The organism is Cupriavidus sp. 05L411, from assembly GCF_056398045.1.
This window is the reverse complement of sequence record NZ_JBFTOQ010000075.1, coordinates 1-19,930: the sequence shown is the minus strand read 5'-3', so window position 1 is coordinate 19,930 and position 19,930 is coordinate 1. Positions and strand designations below refer to the sequence as shown.

Below are 19,930 nucleotides of genomic sequence, written 5' to 3'. Positions count from 1 at the left end.
GATCAGGCGGATGCCGGCGGGGGCGAAGATGTCCATGGCGTCCATGAAGGCGGAGCCCATGATGCCGAACATGTCGGTGACGCCATTGGCGGCCAGGGTCTCGACAAAGGCTTCCGACGGGGTCATCTCCTGCGGGCCGGTAGTGGCGGCGCCAGCTTGGGTGCCTGCGGCGAGGGTTTCGGGAAGATGTTCGCTCATGGTGTAGTGTCTCCGGTCTTCGATCAAAACGGAACCAAATGTTCCGAAAAGTGTTCGTGGATCGAAATGTAGGATGAGACAAAGCGATGGTCAATAAGAAAATCCGATAAACGGAATGCCGTGTACCTAAAAACGGTAGTAAATACCCTTTAAAGTGACGCAAATTCAACCTGCGCGCCCATGTGGACCCACAGTTGGTCCCCGCTGGCTCTAACCCGGCGACGGGCCGCTTTCTACCATACGGTTACACCTTGCCCAGCGCCGCTTGCCAAAGCGCCTGGTGCACGCCGCGACGACTCGCCAAAGCGCAGAGCGCCGCTAAGAAAGGAGAGGACGCAAAGACGTCCCAACCAGACGGAGACACTGGCATGCCTCATGCTTATCACCTCTTCCTCCTCGAGCAGGCACCGCCATGGTGCCGGGCTTTCCCTGCCGGCGGACTCCGCCACAGCACACCACACCGTTCATCTTGAGGAGGTTCATCATGCGTTGGTTCAAGCAGCTTGCAGCAAGCGTGGTACTGGCGGCCGTCGTCGCCCCGGGCGCCTACGCGCAGACCAAGGAAGTTGTCATCGCCTACCAGGATATGGTGGTGCCGTGGCGCTATGCGCAGGACATGAAGGAAGTCGAGAAGCAGACCGGCTACAAGGTCTCGTTCCGCCAGTTCGGCGGCGGTGGCGACGTGATCCGCGCCATGGCGTCGGGCCAGATCGCCATCGGCGAAGCCGGTACGTCGCAGATTGCCTCGGCGTTGTCGCAGGGGCTGGACGTGGAGCTGTTCTGGATCCTTGACGACATCAACGCGGCCGAGGCCATGGTGGCGCGCAACGGCAGCAATATCAACAGCGTGGCAGACCTCAAAGGCAAGCGGGTGGGCGTGCCTTTTGTCTCCACCACGCACTACCACACGCTGGTGGCGCTGGAGCAGGCCAAGATCAATCCCAAGGACGTCAAGATCATGAACATGCGGCCGCCCGAAGTGGCCGCGGCCTGGGAGCGCGGCGACATCGACGCCACCTTTATCTGGGACCCGGTGCTGGCCAAGCTCAAGCAAACGGGCAAGGTGCTGGTGACCTCCGGCAAGATTGCCGCCGAGACCGGCAAGGCCACCTTCGACGGCATGATCGCCAACAAGAAGTTCGCGCGGGAGAACCCCGAGTTCATGGTCAAGTTCGTCAAGATCCTGGCCGCGGCGGATGACAAGTATCGCCAGGACAAGGCGGCGTGGACCCCGGAGTCGCCGATGGTGAAGGCGGTGGCCAAGGTCTCGGGCGCCAAGCCCGAGGCGGTGCCGGCCAGCATGGCGCTGTACGGTTTCCCCACGCTGGAGGAGCAAGCCTCGCCCCGCTGGCTGGGCGGCGGCGCGGCCAAGGCGCTGCAATCGGCGGCGCAATTCCTGAAGGAGCAGGGCACGATCCAGACCGTGTTGCCGGACTACGGCTCGGGTGTGAATGCGGAGTGGGTGAAGCGCGCCCTCGCCACCAGGACGCCGGCCTGATTTGCCGGTGCCGCGCGGCGGGCGACGCTGGCCGCGCGGCCTTGAATCCTCTTTTCAGGAAGTTTGCAGCTATGGCCAAACTCGAAATCGACAACCTSAGCGTTAACTACGGCGGCCGCGGTGGCGCCGATACGCTGGCCCTGTCGCAAGTCAATCTCACCATGGAGCGCGGCGATTTCGTGGTCGCGCTCGGTGCTTCCGGGTGCGGCAAGACGACCTTGCTATCGTGCATCGCCGGTTTCATGCAACCCTCGGAAGGCGAGATCCGCCTCGATGGCAAATCCGTGCACGGCCCGGGTGCCGAGCGCGGCGTCGTGTTTCAAAAGCATGCATTGATGCCCTGGCTCAATGTGCTGGACAACGTGGCGCTGGGCCTGAGGCTGCGCGGCGTGCCGCGCACCGAGCGCCTGCGCATCGCCCAGGAAAAGCTGGCGCTGGTCGGCCTGGAGAAAGTGGCGGCCAAGCCGGTCTACCAGCTCTCTGGCGGCATGCAGCAGCGCGTGGGCATTGCCCGCACGCTTGCCAACGATCCGGCGGTGATGCTGATGGATGAGCCGCTCGGCGCGCTCGACGCGCTCACGCGCGAGACGATCCAGGCGTTGATCCTCAAGCTGTGGGCGGCGGAGCAGAAGATCGTGTTCTTCATCACCCACAGCGTGGAGGAAGCGCTGTTCCTGGCAACGCGGCTGATCGTGATGACGCCCTCGCCGGGCCGCATCGCGCATACCTATGAGCTGCCCTTCGCCCGACGCTTCATTGCCTGCGGCAACGCCCGCGAGGTCAAGGCCGATCCGGAGTTCATCCGGTACCGCGAAGAAATCGTCAACCTGATCCATGCCACGCCCTGAGGAGTCCGACATGTCTGCTTCTGCTCAAAGACTCGAGCCCGCGCCGGGCACCGCCGCCGTGGCCGCCAAGCCGCCCGCGCGCCGCATGAAGGCCGTCTCCGGCTACCGCTTGCCGGGCGAAGGCTCCAGCTCACGCATCTCCACCATCAGCGTGGTGTCGCTGCTGGCGCTATGGTGGATCGCCAGCCACCTGCGTTGGCTGCCGCCGCTGTTCCTGCCCACGCCGGAAGCCATCATCAACGCGTTTATCGATGCCTGGAACGGCAATGTGCAAGGCGGCCTGCCGCTGACCGAGCACTTTCGCGCCAGCATGGTGCGCGTGTTTGGCGCCTTTGCGCTGGCCACCGTCACGGCGGTGCCGATCGGCGTGATGATGGGGGTGTCGCGCATTGCGCGCGGCGTCTTCGATCCGCCGATCGAGTTCTATCGCCCACTGCCGCCGCTGGCCTACCTGCCGCTGATCGTGATCTGGTTCGGCATCGATGAAACGTCCAAGATCCTGCTGATCTTCCTGGCTTGCTTCGCGCCGCTGGCGATGTCCGCGCAGGCCGGCGTGCGCTCGGTCACCATCGAGCAGATCAACGCGGCGTATTCGATGGGCGCCAACCGCTGGCAGGTGATCCGCCATGTGGTGATCCCCGCCGCGCTGCCGGACATCCTGACCGGCATGCGGATTGCCATCGGCTTTGGCTGGACCACGCTGGTTGCGGCGGAGATGGTGGCTGCCACCTCGGGCCTGGGGCAGATGGTGCTCAACGCGTCGAACTTCCTGCGCACGGATGTGGTGATCATGGGCATCGGGCTGATTGGCCTGATTGCTTATACCTTTGACCTGCTGATGCGCAAGATGGAGAAGTGGCTGGTGCCCTGGAAGGGGAGGATGTAAAGCTTGTGACTGGCCGGGCGGCGGCATGCGCTGCCCGGCTCCTGCCGCTTTAGCCGTGCCCGCAGCCCGATCGGCCGGTCACGCGGCCAGCTGGAACGCGCGCTCTGCGATGCCAGCGACACCGGGGCGAAAAGCGAATACCCCGCCGGCCAGTGGCTGCTCGGCTTGCACCGACGCATCGGCCGGGCGAATCGACGTGACGAACAACGTCTTCATGTCGGCGCCGCCAAAGGCGCACATCGCCGGTTTTTTCACGGGAAGCGCAATGCTGCGGTCCAGGCGCCCCTCTGGCGTAAAGCGGTGCACGACGCCTGCGTCATTCCCGCAGATCCAGTAGCAGCCATCGACGTCCACCGCAGCGCCGTCCGGGCGCCCCGGATATTGCCGCATGTCGATCCACAGGCGCCGCCGGTTGGCCACGCCGTGCGCGACATCGTAGTCGAACGCCCAGATCGCCTGCGCATCAGGATGCGAGTCCGACAGGTACATCGTCCGTCCGTCGGGCGACCATGCCATCCCGTTGGGAACGATCAGTCCCTCGATCTGCTGCTGCAGGCCACGCGCGTCGAAGCGATACACCGAGCCAATCGATTGTGCCGGATGCATGTCGAGGTGCATGGTGCCCGCCCAGAACCGGCCTTGCCGATCACACCGGCCGTCGTTGAATCGCATGGAGGGGGCAGGGTGAGCGACGCTGGCGAGCCTGCGGCTGGCCATGCTGCCATCGGGCTGTGGCTGCAGGTGGAACAGGCCGCTCTGCATGCCGGCGACAAAGCCACCGGCGCTTGCGGGGGCGATGCACCCCGCCATTTCGGGCAGCTGCCAGGTACGGATTGCCGCGTTAGCGGCGCGCCATTCGAACAGCGTCCGGGCGGGGATGTCCGACCAGTACAGGCATTGCGTCTGCGTATCCCAAAACGGGCTTTCGCCGACCGCATTGCGGACGTCGGCAATCAGGTCGATGGGTGAGTCAGTGATCATGATCTATCGGCTTGAACATCATGGCCGGAGCGGCTTCTTGATTTTAGTATGCGCCTCAGGCTGCTCTTTGTGTTACGTTGTCATACAACATATTATAAGGAGATCCAAGAGTCAGCGTGAGGGATTTTCGGTTTCCTCAACTTTAGCAGAGTGTTAACCCTGGAGGTCTGATTTCCTGCTTGTTTCGAAGTCGCCTAAGTCATAGGATGACGTATAAGATTAGCGACGAAACAGATCACGCGAAACCGCACCCTCCAGATAGGACTCACCGTATGAAAGCCAACATCCTGCAGCTGAACCCGATCCTCATCCCTGCCATCAACGACAAGCTGGATTCGCTCTACACCATGCACCGCTTGTTCGAGCAAACCGACAAGGATGCCTATCTGCGCGAGCACGGGCCCACGATCCGCGCGGTCATCACCGGCGGCCACACCGGCATTACCAGGGCGATGATGGCGCAACTGCCCGCGCTTGCGGTGGTGGCGGTCAACGGTGTCGGCACCGATGCGGTCGACCTCGAATATGCCCGCGCGCGCGGCCTGCCGGTGACCGGGACGTTCGGGGCGCTGACCGAGGACGTCGCGGATCTCGCCGTGGGCCTGTTGATTGCCACGTGCCGTGGCATGTGCCCGGGCGACCGGTTTATCCGTGCCGGCGACTGGGTCCGCCATCCGCAGCCAAGCGCTATCCCGCTGGCCCGCCGCGTCAGCGGCATGCGCGTGGGCATTGTCGGCATGGGCCGCGTGGGCCGGGCCATCGCGGCGCGCATGACGGCGTTCGGTTGCCCCGTCGCCTACACCGACCTCAAGGCGATGGATGACGTCCCCCACACCTTCGTGCCCGACCTCGTGGCACTGGCCCGCCAGAGCGATGCGCTGATTCTTGCCGCTGCCGCGGACAAGGCGGAGGGCATCGTCAATGCCGAGGTGCTCGACGCGCTGGGCAAGGATGGCTACCTGATCAACATCGCGCGCGGCCGGCTGGTCAAGGAAGACGACCTGGTCGCGGCGCTGACATCCGGGCGCATCGCCGGCGCCGGGCTGGATGTCTTCGTCGATGAGCCGAACGTGCCGCAAGCGCTGTTCGCGCTGGACAACGTCACGCTGCAGGCGCACCGCGCCAGCGCCACGCACCAGACGCGGGCCGCCATGGGGGAGATGGTCCTGGCAAGCATTGCCCAGGCGCTGGCCGGGCAACGGCCCGAGTTCAGCCTCACGACCTGAGCGCTGGCAGCCCCGTTCTTTCGCCCGGAAGCCAAGAATCAGAATGAGAGGAGACAAGATGCAGATCCAATATCTGGCGGCAATGGCCGTGACCGTGAGCGTGCTGGCGTCCGGCATGGCCGTTGCGCAGTCCTATCCGGCCAAGCCGGTCACCATCGTGATCGGTTCCAGCCCCGGCAGCACCACGGATGGCCTGGCCCGCGCAATGGGTGCCCAGATCACCAGGGAGACGGGCCAGCCGGTCATCGTCGACAGCCGCCCCGGCGCATTCGGCGGCATCGCGGCGCAGCTTGTCGCGCGCTCGGCGCCCGATGGCTACACCCTGTTCATGACCACCAACACCACGCAGGCGGCCAATCCGCACCTGGTGAAGAACCTGCCCTACAACCCCATCAAGGACTTTGCGCCGATCGGCCAAGTGGTCCAGGGCTACATGGTGATGGTGGTGAACCCCAACGTGAAGGCCACGAACGTGCCCGAGTTCATCGCACTGGCCAAGAAGGAGCCGGGCAAGCTGACCTTCGGCTCCGGCTCATCATCGGCACGGGTTGCCACCGAGCAATTCCAGCACATGACCGGGACGAAACTCACGTACGTTCCCTACAAGGCCAATCCGGCCGCCGTGATTGACCTTGTGGCCGGACAGACCGACGTGATGATCGTCGACCTGACCACCAGCCTGCCGCAGGTCAAGGCCGGCAAGCTGCGCGCGCTCGGCGTCAGCAGCCCGCAGCGCTCGCCGCTGCTGCCCAACGTGCCGACCATCGCGGAGCAAGGCGTGAAGGGCTATGAGTCTGGTTACTGGAACGGGCTGTACGCCCCGGCAGGCACGCCGGCGCCGATCATCAACCGGCTCAACGCGCTGATGCGCAATGCCATGGCGACTGAATCCATCCGCCATTTCGTGACGGAGAACGGCATGGAGGTCAAGGTGTCGTCGCCGGAGGAGCTGGCTAAATTCCAGCTCGCCGAGCTCGCTCGCTGGGGCTCGATCATCAAGACGGCAGGCATCCAGCCTGAATAGCGGTGACGCGCAGGGGCTGGATGCAAAACGGGCGCTCAGAACGTAGCGGCCAGCTCCCTCGCCGTTTCCTGCAGGCGCGGCACGAACTCCAGCGAGCGCGACAATGGCGAGCGTGCCGTAGGCGCATGCACCGCCAGCGCCGCCACCACCTGCCCGCGCTCGTCGCGCACCGGCACGGCCACGCAGGAGATCCCCGCCACGAACTCTTCGTTGTCCACGCCAAGCTGCTTGTGCGCGCTGCGGTCGAGCTCGGCTTCGAGCAATTCCACATTGGTGATCGTGTTGGGCGTAAAGCGCTCCAGCGGCAGCTGCCGCACCAGCGCGGCGCGCTGCTCGCGCGGCAGCAGCGACAGCAGCAGCTTGCCGCTGGCCGAGCAGTGCAGCGGCACGCGCGAGCCCGGCTTCAGGTCCAGCCGCAGCGGCCACGGCGCCTCCATGCGGTCCAGGTACAGCACCGAGGTTTCGTGCAGCATGGTCAGGTTGACTGTTTCGCCGATGTCCGCCACCAACCGCGCCAGGATGGCATGGCGCAACTGCCGCGTACCCGAATGCGTGACGATGGCCACGCCAAGGCGCGACAGGCGCGGCCCCACGGCATAGGCATTGCGCGCGCCCGGCTCGCGGATCACCAGCCCGCCGGCCTCCAGCGCGCCAAGCATGCGGTGCAGCGAAGCCTTGGGCGCTTCGAAGCCCTGCATGATCTCCGCCAGCGACAAGGGGCGGTCGGCCGCAACCAGGAATTCGAGCAGGGCGAAGGCGCGCAGCGTGGGGGTATCGCGGTCCGCCGCTGCGGCGTCGGCAGCCATGCTCGTGACTGGCGCCGCGGCGGCCGGTTCTTCCAGGCGCAGGGACGCCTTCGCGCGCGTGGGTTTTGCGGGCTTGTTCTTGGGGGCCTCGGAAGGCGCTTTTTTGGGTGCCGCTACTGTTGCCGATTTCAATTCGGACTCCGTTCCGGAAAACGAGACGATTTGATTGTACTTCCGGAGCGGTATTCGCCACTAGCGGCGTATCAGGGCGTAATCCAGTTTTGCCCCGGTGGCTTGCACTTAAGGTCAAAGGCAACGGCAGTTTCACCACCCCTGCGGGGTGGCGTTCGCCGGGGCGATGGCTCCGCAAATGCTTCAAGCCGCCCTGGCCAGCGGCGCTTTCATCTCGATGCCCATTTCCGCTAGCGTCTCGCCGATTGCCCCCACCACATTGCGCATCTCATTGGCGTCGATTGCGCCAATGCAGCCCACGCGGAAGGTTTCCACCTGCGTCAGCTTGCCGGGATAGAGGATGTAGCCGCGTTCGCGCACCTTGGCGTAGAAGGTCTTGAAGTCGTAGCGGGCGTCGTCCGGCGCGTGGAAGGTGACGATGATGGGGGCCTGCACCTCGGGCGAGAGGAAGGGGCGGAAACCCAGTTCGGCCATGCCGCCCACCAGCGTCTGGTAATTGGCGCGATAGCGTGCGCCGCGCACCGGCTGTCCGCCTTCTTCCAGGAACTGGTCGAGCGCGGCGCGGAAGGCGGCTACCACGTGCGTGGGCGGGGTGAAGCGCCACTGGGTGGTCTTCTGCATGTAGGTGTACTGGTCGTACAGGTCCAGCGCGAGCGAATGGCTGTTGCCCTGGCTGGCTTCCAGCACGCTCTTGTTCACCAGCACGAAGCCCATGCCCGGCACGCCTTCGATGCACTTGCCGGTGGCGGCCACCAGCGCGTCGAACGGCATGGTGCGCGCATCGATCTCCAGCGCACCGAAGGAGCTCATGGCATCGACGATCAGGCCCTTGCCAAGGCGCGCGCACAGCGCGGCGATCTCGGGCAAAGGGTTGAGCACGCCGGCACCGGTTTCGCAGTGCACCTGCGCCACGTGGGTGATAGACGGATCGCGCAGCAGCGCGGCTTCGATCAGCGCGGCGGTGGCGGGCTGGTCTTCGGGGATCGGCAGTTCCACGCTGGCTCGTCCCAGCACCTTGCAGATCTTGAGGATGCGCTGGCAATAGGCGCCGTTCTGCGGCACCAGCACCTTGCCGTCGCGCGGCACCACGTTGGCGATGGCGGCTTCCACCGAGAAGGTGCCGCTGCCCTGCATGGGCACGCAGACGTGCGTATCCTGCCCGCGCACGATGGCGATCAGGTCGTCGCACAGGCTGCGCGTGATGGCGTTGAAGCTGGTGTCCCACGATCCCCAGTCGCGCAGCATGGCTTGCTTGGTGGCGAGCGAGGTGGTGAGGGGGCCGGGGGTCAGCAGGATGGGGTCGTTGCCGCGGATCATGGCGTGCTCTTGGATGGGGATCAGGGGTGTGGTTGACGATTTCCACGGATGCCAGCTTGGGGTGGGCTCCTTGTGGCATTTTAGGTGGTATTGTGTGTCAATTTGGTGAATTTGTTGTAGTGGGTTGTGGCATAACGCACCAGCATTGCACCGCCTCATATTGCATATAACTATTTGTTTTATAACGATAATAAGCCGTGCGCCAGGTTTTTTCCGGGATGTTCGCGTCATTTCGTGATCATCACCGTTGCCTAGTTTGTTGACAATATACAAACTGCTTGCTTTAATGACAACCAGGATTTTCGATGTACCCGAATCAGGAGTCTTCATGTCACGGCCAGCCGCTCAGTCGAGCGATATCGCGATCCTGCAGAGCCAGTCGCTGACCACCCTGGTGCAGCGCGAGCTTGAAATGCGCATCGTGTCCGGTGGCCTGCCGCCAGGCGCCAGGCTCAATGAAATCGAACTCGCGGGCGAGTTCAATGTGTCGCGCGGCCCGCTGCGCGAAGCCTTCCGGGCGCTGGAGCAGGCCGGCCTGCTGCGCACCGAGAAAAACCGCGGCGTATTCGTGCGCGCCATCTCCCTGGAAGAAGCCGACGAGATCTATGCGCTGCGCGCGGTGCTGGATGAGTACGTAGGCCGGCTGCTCGCCGCCAACATCACGGCGCAGGGCGTGCGTGAGCTGCGCGCGCTGATCGAGGCCATGGGCGCGGCCAGCACCGCGCGCGACCTCGACGAATACACCCGTCTTAACCTCACCCTGCATGACCGCATGGTGGAACTCGCTGGCAACCGCAAGCTGGTGGAAACCTACCGGCGCCTGGTCAAGGAACTCACCTTGTTCCGGCGCGAGGCGCTTTCCGCCGACAGCAACGCCATCCCCACCTCTACCCGCGAGCACCGCGAGATCGTGTCGGCCATTGCCGCGCGCGATGTCGAGCTGGCGGGCAGGCTGATGCGCGAGCACGTGGAGCGCGGCCGCGCCCGCATGCATGCCGCCGTGGCGCCAGTGGATGGCGGCGCGGCAACCGATCAGCCCTGACGCCTTGCCTTTCCCGCACAGGAACCCCGACATGTCGAACCCGAATCTTTCCAGCGTCGCCGCCCCGAGCCTCACTGTCAATCAGCGCACCTACCAATGGATGAAACAGCCCGTGGTGGTGGTCTGCGTGGACGGATGTGAATTCGATTACCTGGAAGCCGCCGCCGCCAGCGGCCGCGCGCCGTACCTGAAACGGCTGCTGGCCGAGGGCGCGAGCTTTCGCGGGGCGTGCGTGGTGCCCACCTTCACCAACCCGAACAACCTGTCCATCGTGTGCGGCGCGCCGCCGGCGGTGCACGGCATCTGCGGCAACTACTTCTTCGATCGCAGCGCCAACGGTGGCCGCGGCGAGGAAGTGATGATGAACGACCCCAAGTACCTGCGCGCCGGCACCATCCTGGCCGCCTTTGCCGATGCTGGCGCCAGCGTGGCGGTGGTGACCGCCAAGGACAAGCTGCGCCGGCTGCTCGGCCATGGCATGCGCGGCATCTGCTTCTCCTCGGAAAAGGCCGACCAGGCCACACTGGAGGACAACGGCATCGACAACGTGCTGGACCTTGTCGGCATGTCGGTGCCGAGCGTGTACAGCGCCGAGCTGTCCGAGTTTGTCTTTGCCGCCGGCGTGCGGCTGATGGAAACCCGCCGGCCGGACCTGATGTACCTGTCCACCACGGACTACATCCAGCACAAGTTCGCCCCGGGATCCGACGGCGCCAACGCGTTCTACGCCATGATGGACAAGTACCTGGCGCAGCTCGACGGGCTCGGCTGCGTGGTGGCGCTGACCGCCGACCACGGCATGAACGCCAAGCACGACGACGCCACCAAGGCCCCCAACGTGATCTACCTGCAKGACCAGTTCGACAGCTGGCTCGGCCGTGGCGTGGAAGCCGGCGGCGCGCGCGTGATCCTGCCGATCACCGATCCCTATGTGGTGCACCACGGCGCGCTTGGCTCCTATGCCACCGTCTACCTGCCGGAAGATGTCGACCGCGCCGCGCTCAAGGGCAAGCTGGCGGCCCTGCCGGGCATCGAAAGCGTGCTCGACAACGCCGAAGCCTGCGCGCGCTTCGAGCTGCCGCCGGACCGCGTGGGCGACCTGGTGATCGTCAGCGACAAGCACGTGGTGCTGGGCACCAGCCAGAGCCGCCACGACCTGTCCGGGCTGGACGCACCGCTGCGCTCCCACGGCGGCGTGTCGGAGCAGACCGTGCCGCTGGTGTTCAACCGCGCCACGGCGGGCATTCCCGGCAAGGCGCAGCTGCGCAACTTCGACATCTTCGACGTCGCGCTCAATCACCTGCACTGAGCGCCGCCCGATTCGTATCCGTCCCGAACTCTTGACGCGAGAACCGACATGAACGCCCCCAAGTTTTCCACCGGCCAGGTCAGCCCGCATTTCCGCGCTGAAGCGCTGCGCATCGATGGCAAGAAGGTCATGCGCGAGCGCGTGATCGAAGTGTGCAATCCGTACGACGGCTCGCTGGTCGGGACCGTGCCGATGGCCAGCGTGGAAGACGTGCGCCAAGCGTTTGCCGTGGCGCGTGCCTACCGCTCCACGCTGACCCGCTTCGAGCGTGCCGCCATCCTCAACCGCGCCGCCGCGCTGCTGCGCGAGCGCGTGGAGGAGGCGTCCGACCTGATCACGCTGGAGTCCGGGCTATGCAAGAAGGATTCGCTGTACGAGATCGGCCGCGTGGCCGATGTGCTTGGCTTTGCCGCCAACGAAACCCTGCGCGACGACGGCCAGCTGTTCTCGTGCGACCTGACCCCGCACGGCAAGAAGCGCCGCGTGATGACCCAGCGCTCGCCATTCCTCGGCGTGATTTGCGCTATCACGCCGTTCAACCATCCGATGAACCAGGTCGCGCACAAGGTGGCGCCGTCCATCGCCACCAATAACCGCATGGTGCTCAAGCCCTCGGAGAAGGTGCCGCTGTCCGCCTGCTACCTGGCCGATATCCTCTATGAAGCCGGCTTGCCGCCGCAGATGCTGCAGGTGGTCACGGGCGACCCGCGCGAGATCGCTGACGAACTGATCACCCACCCCTCGGTGGATCTGGTCACCTTCACCGGTGGCGTCGGCATCGGCAAGTACATCGCCAACCAGGCAGGCTACAAGCGCGTGGTGCTGGAGTTGGGCGGCAACGATCCGCTGATCGTGATGGACGATGCCGACCTGGAGCGCGCCACCGACCTGGCAGTGCAGGGTTCGTACAAGAACTCTGGGCAACGGTGCACAGCCGTCAAGCGCATGCTGGTGCACCAGGCCGTGGCGGACCGCTTCACCGAGCTGGTGGTGGAAAAAACCCGGGCATGGAAATGTGGCGACCCCATGGACCGCACCGTGGACATGGGCACCGTGATCGACGCCGAAGCCGCCGCGCTGTTCGAGTCCCGCGTGAAAGAAGCTGTTGCGCAGGGTGCCCGCCTGGTGCTCGGCAACCACCGCGACGGCGCGCGCTACTCGCCCACCGTGATCGATCGCGTGGATCCCGCCATGACGGTGGTGCGGGAGGAAACCTTCGGCCCGGTTTCGCCCATCATCACCTTCCGCGATATCGACGACGCCATCCGGATTTCCAATGGCACCGCGTTTGGATTGTCCTCGGGTGTATGCACTAACCGGATGGACGACTTCGCGCGCTTTGCCGATGAGTTGCAGGTGGGGACGGTCAACCTGTGGGAAGTGCCGGGCTATCGTATCGAGCTGACGCCGTTTGGCGGGATCAAGGATTCGGGGCTTGGCTATAAGGAAGGGGTGCAGGAGGCGATCAAGAGTTTTACTAATCTGAAGTCGATTACGATGCCTTGGGGGTAGGGGGTAGGGGGTAGGGGGTAGGGGGTAGGGGGGCGGTGTTGGCTTTTGGACCCAAGGGCCATACGACATCCCCCTGCGGGGGCTGCCGGTCACTCTTCTTTGCGTCGGCAAAGAAGACTAACGAGAAGAAAGCCGACCCTGCCGGGCGCAGAGCAATCAGTCTCATGGGCCTCGGTGGTTGCGTCGTACGGCCCGGAGTGCCGGCGGGCTTCTGCCGGTACCGGCTTGACTGACCACGACCCTGCCGGCTTCCGGGATGCGTGGTGAGGCCCCCGGTAGCGGACATCGCTTGCTTCAAGCCGTCTGTCGCTCGCGGCGTGGCCGGCCACGAAGTTGCAGGCGCACCGGTTCCGTCGTGGGCGCGGTGGCACCGGCTTGATATGCCCAAGGCCCTGACCACCGCGCCCGCCCCACCACGAAACCATTGACGGGCAATGTGTCGTGATGGCGCGCGCCGGTAACGGCAGATGGTCGAATGCTCACCGAGCAAAGCGATCAGGGGCACCACCACGTGACCATTGGGTCATGCCGTAGCGATGACCTAAAAGCCGGCATGGCAAAGGCCAGCCAACACTCCGGGCCATACGACGAAACCACCGAGTCCCACAAGCCTGATTGCTCTGCGCCCGGCAGGGTCGGCTTTCTTCTCGTTAGTCTTCTTTGCCGACGCAAAGAAGAGTGACCGGCAGCCCCCGCAGGGGGATGTCGTACGGCTTTTGGGTGCAAAAACCAACACCGCCCCGAAAAGTAGCGACACCCCCCAAAGCCCCCAAAGCCCCCAAAGCCAACCAATCCTCATCCCCCCACCGGCAAAACCCGATCCCCAGCAATCGTAGTCCGATGCAACTCCCGATCAAACCCATCATAATCATTCATCGCCAGATGTTGCGTACACCGGTTATCCCACACGGCCAACGCACCCCGCGTCCACCGGAACCGGCAAGTGAACTCCGGCCGCACCGCATGGCTGTACAGGAACTGCAGCAACGGCGCGCTCTCTTCCTCGGTCATGTCTTCAAAGCGCAGCGTGTAGGTGCTGTTGACATAGAGCGCCTTCTTGCCGGTGGCGGGGTGGATGCGCACCACCGGATGCGTGACCTCGCTGCTGGCGCGCTCGTCAGTGCGTACATCCATCTTGTGCGCGGGATCGCCGTTGTTGACGACCGCGCCGCCGGCGCCGTATGAACGCACCGGGCTGTGCACGGCACGCAGCTTGTCCAGAACCTGCTTCATGCCATCCGATAGTGCATCGTAGGCTCGATACATATTGGTCCACATGGTGTCGCCACCATAGGGCGGGATCACGCGGGCGTAGAGCGCGGAGCCCAGCGGCGGGGTTTCCGCGTAGCTCATGTCGGTGTGCCACAGACCGCCAAAATTGCGTTTGGTCTGTTCGCTCTTGCCCTTCATCACCGGCAGGATCTCGGGATGCCCTTGCAGCGCGCGGATGAACGGCACTTCCAGCAGATCGCCAAAGCGCGCGCTGAACGCCTTGTGCTGCTCGGGCGTCAGTTCCTGGTCGCGAAAGAAGATCACCAGGTTGTCGTGCAGCGCCGAGCGGATCTCGGCGAAGGTCTCATTGGACAGCGGCCGGGCAAGGTCGACGCCGCGGATTTCCGCGCCGAGCGCGCCGGCAATGGGGTGGATATCGATAAGGCGGTATTGCGACATGGCTTGTCTCCTCTTTGTGGTGGATGGGTTCTGGTTTTACTGGACCGTGATTCTTGCGCTGCGCACCAGCGTGCTCCACTTGCGCGATTCCGCTTCGATATAGCGGCCGAAAGCCTGCGGCCCGGCGCCGGAGACGATGCCGCCCATCTCGTCGAGCTTCTTGCGCACGTCGGGCATCTTCAGCACGGCCTCCAGCTCGGTGTCGAGCCGGGCGACGATGGCCTTGGGCGTGGCCGCCGGCACCAGCACGCCGAACCATCCGGCGATCTCGTAGCCCTGCAGGCCGGCTTCCGCCATGGTGGGCACATCGGGCAGCTGCGCGGAGCGTTGGGCGCTGGTGATGGCCAGCGCCCGCAGCTTGCCCGCCTTCACCAGCGGCAGCGCGGAAGGCATGTTGTCGAACATCACCGGCACATGCCCGGCCATGGTGTCGTTCAGGCCCGGCGCGCTGCCCTTGTAGGGGATGTGGGTCATCTTCACGCCCGAGGTGGTGGCGAAGAGCTCGCCCGCCAGGTGCAGCGAGGTGCCGGCGCCCGGCGTCGCGTAGCCCAGCGGGGCCGGCTGCCGCTTGCCGTAGTCGATCAGGTCGCGCACCGAATGCACCGGCAGCGCCGGGTTGACCACCAGCAGGTTAGGCACCGCCATCAGCATGGTCACCGGGGCCAGGTCCTTGAGCGGGTTGTAGGGCAGGTCCGGATACAGCGAAGGGTTGATGGCGATGGGGCCGATATTGCCCATCACGATGGTGTAGCCATCGGCCGGTTGCTTGGCCACGTAGTCGGTGCCCACGTTGCCGCCGGCACCCGCCTTGTTTTCCACCACCACCGGCTGGCCGAGCCGCTCTCCCAGCTTCTGGCCGACGATGCGCGCGAGCATGTCGGTCGAGCCGCCGGGCGGATAGGGCACGACCCATTTGATCGGCTTGGCTGGCCAGGCGTCGGCGCCCTGCGCGGCCGGGGCCGGCAGCGCCAGGGCGAGGATGGACGCAAGTGCGGGGGCGATGGTCTTCATCTTGTCTCCTGTGTAAGGGGTGAGGCGCGGTGCTTGCCGTCGCCTTCTTTTTGCTTTAGTATGTTCACCTAATGAACAATACGTGCTCTAGGTGAACGAAATAACGGATGAAGAATAATAGATCGATCCAGCGGTGTCTAGCGATCCTGCAAGCGTTCCGCCACAACGGCCGGCCTACGCTGGCGGAGCTATCGCGCGCGGTGGACCTGCCGCACCCCACCGTGCTGCGGTTCTTGCTGACGCTGGAAGAGGACGCGTATGTGGCGCGGGAAGGTAATCGCTGGCGTCTCACCACGCGTATCTTCGAGATCGGATTTGCCGCGCTGGAAAGCCTGGGCGTCACCGACGCCGTGCAGGAGGGCCTGCAAAAACTGGCCGACGCCTACTCCGGCACGGCCAACCTTGGCGAGGCCAATCCGGAGGGCGTGATCATCATCGGCAGGGCGATGGCGCCGGCCGAGCGGCGCCGGCTGGTGGTCATGAACCTGCGGGTGGGCAGCGTGCTGCCGGCGGGCAGCGCGCTGGCGATGGCCTTGTCCTTGCCGCCCGGCGAGTGGAGCGTGCTGGCGTACCCGGAGAGCAACCAGGTATCGGTTGCGGTGCCCCTGCCCGCGGCGGGCTCGCGGACGTTGTCGCTGGGCATTTCCACCTCGGCGGGCGAGGCCACGCCAGAGCGCATCCCGGCCGAAATCGTGCCCGCGTTGCAGCAGGCCGCGGCCAATATCAGCCGGCTGATCGGGCTGGCCCCGGTATGACGGGGTTAGAATCCACCTTTATTTTTCCTACGCAGCGGAGTCCACGTGCTGGCTGAACAGCGGCAAAAGTTCATCCTCGACCAGCTCGCCGCCAGCGGCGCGCTGGCCATCAGCGAGCTGGTCACCGGGTTGGATGTCTCGCGCGAGACCATCCGGCGCGACCTCAATGCGCTGGCGGCGCGCGGCCTGCTGATCCTCACCCACGGCGGCGCGCTCACACCCGAGCGGGCCGAGCCCGATACCCAGACCCGCGCCGCCGTCAATGCCGAAGGCAAGCGCGCCATCGGCATGCGCGCGGCGGAGCTGGTGCCCGATGGCGCCTCGCTGATCATCGACTACGGCACCACCACCCACACCGTGGCGCAGGCGCTGCATGGCCATCACAACCTGCAGGTCTATACCAATGACTTCGCCATCGCGCTGCTGCTGGGGCGGCGCAACGGCAATCGGGTGGTGATGCTCGGTGGCGAGCTGCAGGACAATGAGGACGCCACCCACGGCTGGGACACCATCGAGCAACTGTCGCGCTACCACGCGGACTTTGCTTTTATCGGCACCGGCGGCATTACCGCTGAGGGCCAGATGAGCGATTTCTCGCGTGCTGCCGCCGAGTTGCGCAGCCGCATGCTGCAAGCGGCGAGCGTGGCCTGCGTGGTGGCGGACCACACCAAGTTTGGCCGTAATGCCGGGGTGCTGGTGAAGCATTTCGAGAAGGCGTCTTACGTGATTTCCGATATGGCGCCTGAGCCCGCGCTGGCCGCTGCGCTCAAGGAGCGCGGGCCGGTGTTGCGCATCGCCTGAGAGCGGCAAAGGCGGGGTCAGCCGAGGCTGGCCGCAAAGGCCAGGGCCGTCGCCTCCAACGCGTCCAGCGCGATGGGTGCATGGGAAAAGCACCTGCGGCGGCGGTGCCCCGCGATGTCATAGTCAATGCCATGGCCATCCACGCCAAGCACGCGTACGCCGCCCGGCGCGGCGAGAGACAGCGCTTGCACGATCCCGGCCTCAACGCCTGGCGGCACCTGCGGCAAGGCGTCCCACGCCGATTGCCCGATCCAGCCCATCCGGCCGACGCCGGCGATAAACCGTATGGCGCTCGGGTGGATGCGGAAGAACTGGAAATCCAGCGCCAGCAATGGCTCGGTGGCCGGCGCATAGCGCAGGTAACGCGCCAGCTCGTCGGCATTCGGCTCGATGCGGGCCGCATCGCCCACCAGCGTCAGGCGCGGGGCGTTCTGCACGTCCGCGGCGCCGGGCTGCAGCACCGACAGGCTCACTCTCGCATCGGCAAGGAGGTTTCGCGTGTGCTCGGCCAATGTGCTGACGCAGATCACGGGCGCGCTGGCCGCGTCGGTCACGAACGGCACCACGGTGGCGTAGGGGTAGCCGGGCAGGGCGCAAGCGTGCGTGGCCAGGGTGCCATAGGCCGCTTCGTGGAGCAGGCTGACAACTTGATCGATCGGGACTTCCACGTTCTTTGCCCCCTCGTCTGTGCGCGATCCGAGCATTGTACGGCGTGCTCAGGCCCGCCTTCGAGGCCGCCAGTCTCCGCTCGGTGGCCGCTGATCGCACAAAAATACAGGCAGGCGGCCTTTATATGTCTGCTGGTCAAAGCTGTTGTGCCTGTCTTGCCGCCTACGTCAAATGCTAAGCTTCGCCCTTGGCGATACATTCAATCCCGATCTTGAATGTATTGACATGACCCGGTGGCCGTTGCCACATCGCCGCCGGGCTCGCCGCAGTTGCGCCGCCCCGGACTATCCGGGCAGCGCCGTGGCATCCCTCGGCACGCCTGCCGGACAGGTATCCGCGGCGGCCGTCTTCTGCCAAGCACCAGCACATCGAAACAAAGAGACACTTGTGACATCTGCCTCCCTTGAAACATTCCTGGCCGGCGTTGCCCGGCGCGACCCCGACCAGCCCGAATTCCTCCAGGCCGTGAAGGAAGTCATGATGACGCTCTGGCCCTTCGTCGAGCAGCATCCGCGCTACGGCGAACAGGCCTTGCTGGAGCGGCTGGTGGAACCCGAGCGCGTGATCCAGTTCCGCGTGGCATGGACCGACGACCGCGGGCAGGTGCAGGTCAACCGGGGCTTCCGCGTGCAGCACAGCTCCGCCATCGGCCCCTACAAGGGCGGCATGCGCCTGCATCCCACGGTCAATCTCTCGGTATTGAAGTTCCTGGGCTTCGAGCAGACGCTGAAGAATGCGCTGACCACGCTGCCCATGGGCGGCGGCAAGGGCGGCTCGGACTTCGATCCCAAGGGCAAGTCCGACGGCGAGGTGATGCGCTTTTGCCAGGCGCTGATGACCGAGCTCTACCGCCACCTCGGCCCGGACACCGACGTGCCCGCCGGCGATATCGGCGTGGGCGCGCGGGAAGTCGGTTTCATGGCCGGCATGATGAAAAAGCTGTCCAACAGCTCCGCCAGTGTCTTCACCGGCAAGGGCATGGCCTTCGGGGGCAGCCTGATGCGGCCCGAAGCCACCGGCTACGGCACGGTGTATTTCGCGCAGGAGATGCTGCACCGCCGCGGGCGCGATTTCAGCGGCCTGCGCGTGCTGCTGTCCGGCTCGGGCAACGTGGCCCAGTATGCCGCCGAGAAAGCGATCGAACTGGGCGCCAAGGTGCTCACGGTCTCCGACTCCGGTGGCGTGCTGCATTACCCCAAGGGCATGAACAGCGAACAATTGACGGCCTTGATGGCTTTCAAGAACGAGGCGCGCGGCCGCCTGGCGGATTTCGCCGCCGAGCAGGACCTGCACTTCGAAGCCGGCCGCACGCCCTGGCACGTGCCGGCGGACGTGGCGCTGCCGTGTGCCACGCAAAACGAGCTGGACGGCGATGACGCCGAACGCTTGCTGGCCAACGGCGTGTTCTGCGTGGCCGAAGGCGCCAACATGCCCTCCACGCTGGACGCCGTGGACCGCTTCCTGGCCGCGCGCATCCTCTACGCGCCGGGCAAGGCCAGCAATGCCGGCGGTGTCGCCACCTCGGGGCTGGAAATGTCGCAGAACGCCATGCGCATGTCCTGGCACCATGCCGAGGTCGACGAGAAGCTGCACGCGATCATGAAGGACATCCACGGCAACTGCATCCACTACGGCCAGAAAGCCGACGGGTTCATCAACTACGTGGAGGGCGCGAACGTGGCCGGGTTTGTGAAGGTTGCGGACGCGATGCTGGCGCAAGGCGTGGTTTGATAGTGGGCTCATAGCGAGCCCAGGCACGTTGGCCGGCACCTTGGTTTTCTGACCAGGCCGCCGGCGGCATAGCAGCATAGCGGGAGGGCGGCGACGCCATCCCGCTTTTTTTTTGGCACCAGCAAGGCCACCGACTCGGCTAACGCCGCATTCTTAAGGCGCAGATCGCGCTCAAGTTCCTTGGTGCGGCGCCGGTCCTGCGCGCGCCCCGTCCGGCTCGGCCAGGGTCCGCGCGGTGTTTTGTATCAATTGCAAGTCAGGCGAGATTGCGCACGTTACTGTATGTAATATATAGATCTTTGACACATTTCGCATGTATGCGTCACCATGCTCATGGTGTATCGCCGTGCCATTGATCCTCAACGAGGCGTTGTTGCATAAATCCGGCTGTGCTAGCTGACGTTTACGCGCAACAGCCAGGGTGGCACGTCTGTTAACTTTCCGGGGACTTGCGTAGATTCTCGACTTTTTCCCGAGAAGATGCGCAAGGACGAACACGAGCGAAGCGAGCCG

At 65.0% G+C, this 19,930-nt stretch carries 17 protein-coding genes and 1 pseudogene; 11 read left to right on the top strand and 7 right to left on the bottom strand.

What is annotated here, in order from left to right:
• Window positions 1–198 (bottom strand): annotated as a pseudogene (locus tag AC1DQR_RS38315) (sulfoacetaldehyde acetyltransferase); the annotation flags it as partial.
• Between the two features lie 484 nt (window positions 199–682).
• Between AC1DQR_RS38315 and tauA the strand changes: the two are divergent.
• The 3 genes from tauA (at window position 683) to AC1DQR_RS38300 (ending at window position 3,430) form a co-directional block, all read left to right on the top strand.
• Entirely contained in the window at window positions 683–1,696 is a 1,014-nt protein-coding gene (gene tauA / locus AC1DQR_RS38310) for a taurine ABC transporter substrate-binding protein (protein WP_477134952.1), read from the top strand.
• Window positions 1,697–1,767: 71 nt separating this feature from the next.
• Window positions 1,768–2,544 (top strand): taurine ABC transporter ATP-binding protein, encoded by a 777-nt coding sequence (locus AC1DQR_RS38305; protein WP_416050720.1) that lies wholly within the window; start codon window positions 1,768–1,770, stop codon window positions 2,542–2,544.
• 10 nt (window positions 2,545–2,554) lie between these two features.
• Window positions 2,555–3,430 (top strand): ABC transporter permease subunit, encoded by an 876-nt coding sequence (locus AC1DQR_RS38300; RefSeq protein ID WP_477134951.1) that lies wholly within the window; start codon window positions 2,555–2,557, stop codon window positions 3,428–3,430.
• Between the two features lie 78 nt (window positions 3,431–3,508).
• On the opposite strand, the gene AC1DQR_RS38295 is transcribed toward AC1DQR_RS38300, so the two are convergent.
• A complete protein-coding gene (locus AC1DQR_RS38295; RefSeq protein ID WP_416050718.1) occupies window positions 3,509–4,411 on the bottom strand; it encodes an SMP-30/gluconolactonase/LRE family protein in 903 nt (300 codons plus the stop codon).
• 272 nt (window positions 4,412–4,683) lie between these two features.
• Here AC1DQR_RS38295 and AC1DQR_RS38290 point away from each other — a divergent pair, with 272 nt between their 5' ends.
• Window positions 4,684–5,637 carry a 2-hydroxyacid dehydrogenase gene (locus tag AC1DQR_RS38290; protein ID WP_416050717.1) on the top strand — a complete coding sequence of 318 codons (954 nt, stop codon included), beginning with the start codon at window positions 4,684–4,686 and terminating at the stop codon, window positions 5,635–5,637.
• Window positions 5,638–5,695: 58 nt separating this feature from the next.
• Window positions 5,696–6,661 carry a Bug family tripartite tricarboxylate transporter substrate binding protein gene (locus AC1DQR_RS38285; RefSeq protein WP_416050716.1) on the top strand — a complete coding sequence of 322 codons (966 nt, stop codon included), beginning with the start codon at window positions 5,696–5,698 and terminating at the stop codon, window positions 6,659–6,661.
• Between the two features lie 35 nt (window positions 6,662–6,696).
• On the opposite strand, the gene AC1DQR_RS38280 is transcribed toward AC1DQR_RS38285, so the two are convergent.
• Entirely contained in the window at window positions 6,697–7,467 is a 771-nt protein-coding gene (locus AC1DQR_RS38280) for an IclR family transcriptional regulator (protein ID WP_477134953.1), read from the bottom strand.
• 315 nt (window positions 7,468–7,782) lie between these two features.
• Entirely contained in the window at window positions 7,783–8,916 is a 1,134-nt protein-coding gene (locus AC1DQR_RS38275) for a 2-aminoethylphosphonate--pyruvate transaminase (RefSeq protein WP_416050715.1), read from the bottom strand.
• A 328-nt stretch (window positions 8,917–9,244) separates the two neighbouring features.
• On the opposite strand from AC1DQR_RS38275, the gene AC1DQR_RS38270 reads away from it, so the two are divergent.
• Genes AC1DQR_RS38270 through phnY form a run of 3 tightly spaced genes read left to right on the top strand, consistent with a single transcriptional unit; the run spans window position 9,245 to window position 12,779 of the window.
• A complete protein-coding gene (locus tag AC1DQR_RS38270; protein WP_416050714.1) occupies window positions 9,245–9,958 on the top strand; it encodes a phosphonate utilization associated transcriptional regulator in 714 nt (237 codons plus the stop codon).
• Window positions 9,959–9,989: 31 nt separating this feature from the next.
• Window positions 9,990–11,267, top strand: coding sequence for a phosphonoacetate hydrolase (phnA, locus tag AC1DQR_RS38265; RefSeq protein WP_477134950.1), 1,278 nt, complete (start codon window positions 9,990–9,992; stop codon window positions 11,265–11,267).
• Between the two features lie 48 nt (window positions 11,268–11,315).
• A complete protein-coding gene (gene phnY, locus AC1DQR_RS38260; RefSeq protein ID WP_416050712.1) occupies window positions 11,316–12,779 on the top strand; it encodes a phosphonoacetaldehyde dehydrogenase in 1,464 nt (487 codons plus the stop codon).
• Between the two features lie 795 nt (window positions 12,780–13,574).
• Here the strand turns inward: phnY and AC1DQR_RS38255 are convergent.
• Together AC1DQR_RS38255 and AC1DQR_RS38250 are read right to left on the bottom strand one after the other, a co-directional pair.
• Window positions 13,575–14,450, bottom strand: a complete 876-nt coding sequence (locus AC1DQR_RS38255; protein WP_416050711.1) for a TauD/TfdA dioxygenase family protein — start codon at window positions 14,448–14,450, stop codon at window positions 13,575–13,577.
• Window positions 14,451–14,486: 36 nt separating this feature from the next.
• Window positions 14,487–15,461, bottom strand: a complete 975-nt coding sequence (locus AC1DQR_RS38250) for a Bug family tripartite tricarboxylate transporter substrate binding protein (RefSeq protein ID WP_477134949.1) — start codon at window positions 15,459–15,461, stop codon at window positions 14,487–14,489.
• A 107-nt stretch (window positions 15,462–15,568) separates the two neighbouring features.
• Between AC1DQR_RS38250 and AC1DQR_RS38245 the strand changes: the two genes are divergently transcribed.
• Complete coding sequence (locus AC1DQR_RS38245) at window positions 15,569–16,216, top strand: IclR family transcriptional regulator (RefSeq protein WP_477134948.1); 648 nt, start codon at window positions 15,569–15,571, stop codon at window positions 16,214–16,216.
• 45 nt (window positions 16,217–16,261) lie between these two features.
• Window positions 16,262–17,017, top strand: coding sequence for a DeoR/GlpR family DNA-binding transcription regulator (locus AC1DQR_RS38240; protein WP_416050708.1), 756 nt, complete (start codon window positions 16,262–16,264; stop codon window positions 17,015–17,017).
• Window positions 17,018–17,034: 17 nt separating this feature from the next.
• Here AC1DQR_RS38240 and AC1DQR_RS38235 read toward each other — a convergent pair whose 3' ends face one another.
• Window positions 17,035–17,685, bottom strand: a complete 651-nt coding sequence (locus AC1DQR_RS38235) for a HugZ family pyridoxamine 5'-phosphate oxidase (protein ID WP_416050707.1) — start codon at window positions 17,683–17,685, stop codon at window positions 17,035–17,037.
• Between the two features lie 388 nt (window positions 17,686–18,073).
• Between AC1DQR_RS38235 and gdhA the strand changes: the two genes are divergently transcribed.
• A complete protein-coding gene (gdhA, locus tag AC1DQR_RS38230; protein WP_477134947.1) occupies window positions 18,074–19,417 on the top strand; it encodes an NADP-specific glutamate dehydrogenase in 1,344 nt (447 codons plus the stop codon).
• Window positions 19,418–19,930: the final 513 nt, after the last annotated feature.

What these genes read in the sequence shown, in the direction of transcription:
- tauA (WP_477134952.1), top strand. Translation starts at nt 683, where the DNA reads ATGCGTTGGTTCAAGCAGCTTGCAGCAAGCGTGGTACTGGCGGCCGTC.
- AC1DQR_RS38300 (WP_477134951.1), top strand. Translation starts at nt 2,555, where the DNA reads ATGTCTGCTTCTGCTCAAAGACTCGAGCCCGCGCCGGGCACCGCCGCC.
- AC1DQR_RS38295 (WP_416050718.1), bottom strand. Translation starts at nt 4,411, where the DNA reads ATGATCACTGACTCACCCATCGACCTGATTGCCGACGTCCGCAATGCG.
- AC1DQR_RS38290 (WP_416050717.1), top strand. Translation starts at nt 4,684, where the DNA reads ATGAAAGCCAACATCCTGCAGCTGAACCCGATCCTCATCCCTGCCATC.
- AC1DQR_RS38285 (WP_416050716.1), top strand. Translation starts at nt 5,696, where the DNA reads ATGCAGATCCAATATCTGGCGGCAATGGCCGTGACCGTGAGCGTGCTG.
- AC1DQR_RS38280 (WP_477134953.1), bottom strand. Translation starts at nt 7,467, where the DNA reads ATGGCTGCCGACGCCGCAGCGGCGGACCGCGATACCCCCACGCTGCGC.
- AC1DQR_RS38275 (WP_416050715.1), bottom strand. Translation starts at nt 8,916, where the DNA reads ATGATCCGCGGCAACGACCCCATCCTGCTGACCCCCGGCCCCCTCACC.
- AC1DQR_RS38270 (WP_416050714.1), top strand. Translation starts at nt 9,245, where the DNA reads ATGTCACGGCCAGCCGCTCAGTCGAGCGATATCGCGATCCTGCAGAGC.
- phnY (WP_416050712.1), top strand. Translation starts at nt 11,316, where the DNA reads ATGAACGCCCCCAAGTTTTCCACCGGCCAGGTCAGCCCGCATTTCCGC.
- AC1DQR_RS38255 (WP_416050711.1), bottom strand. Translation starts at nt 14,450, where the DNA reads ATGTCGCAATACCGCCTTATCGATATCCACCCCATTGCCGGCGCGCTC.
- AC1DQR_RS38250 (WP_477134949.1), bottom strand. Translation starts at nt 15,461, where the DNA reads ATGAAGACCATCGCCCCCGCACTTGCGTCCATCCTCGCCCTGGCGCTG.
- AC1DQR_RS38245 (WP_477134948.1), top strand. Translation starts at nt 15,569, where the DNA reads ATGAAGAATAATAGATCGATCCAGCGGTGTCTAGCGATCCTGCAAGCG.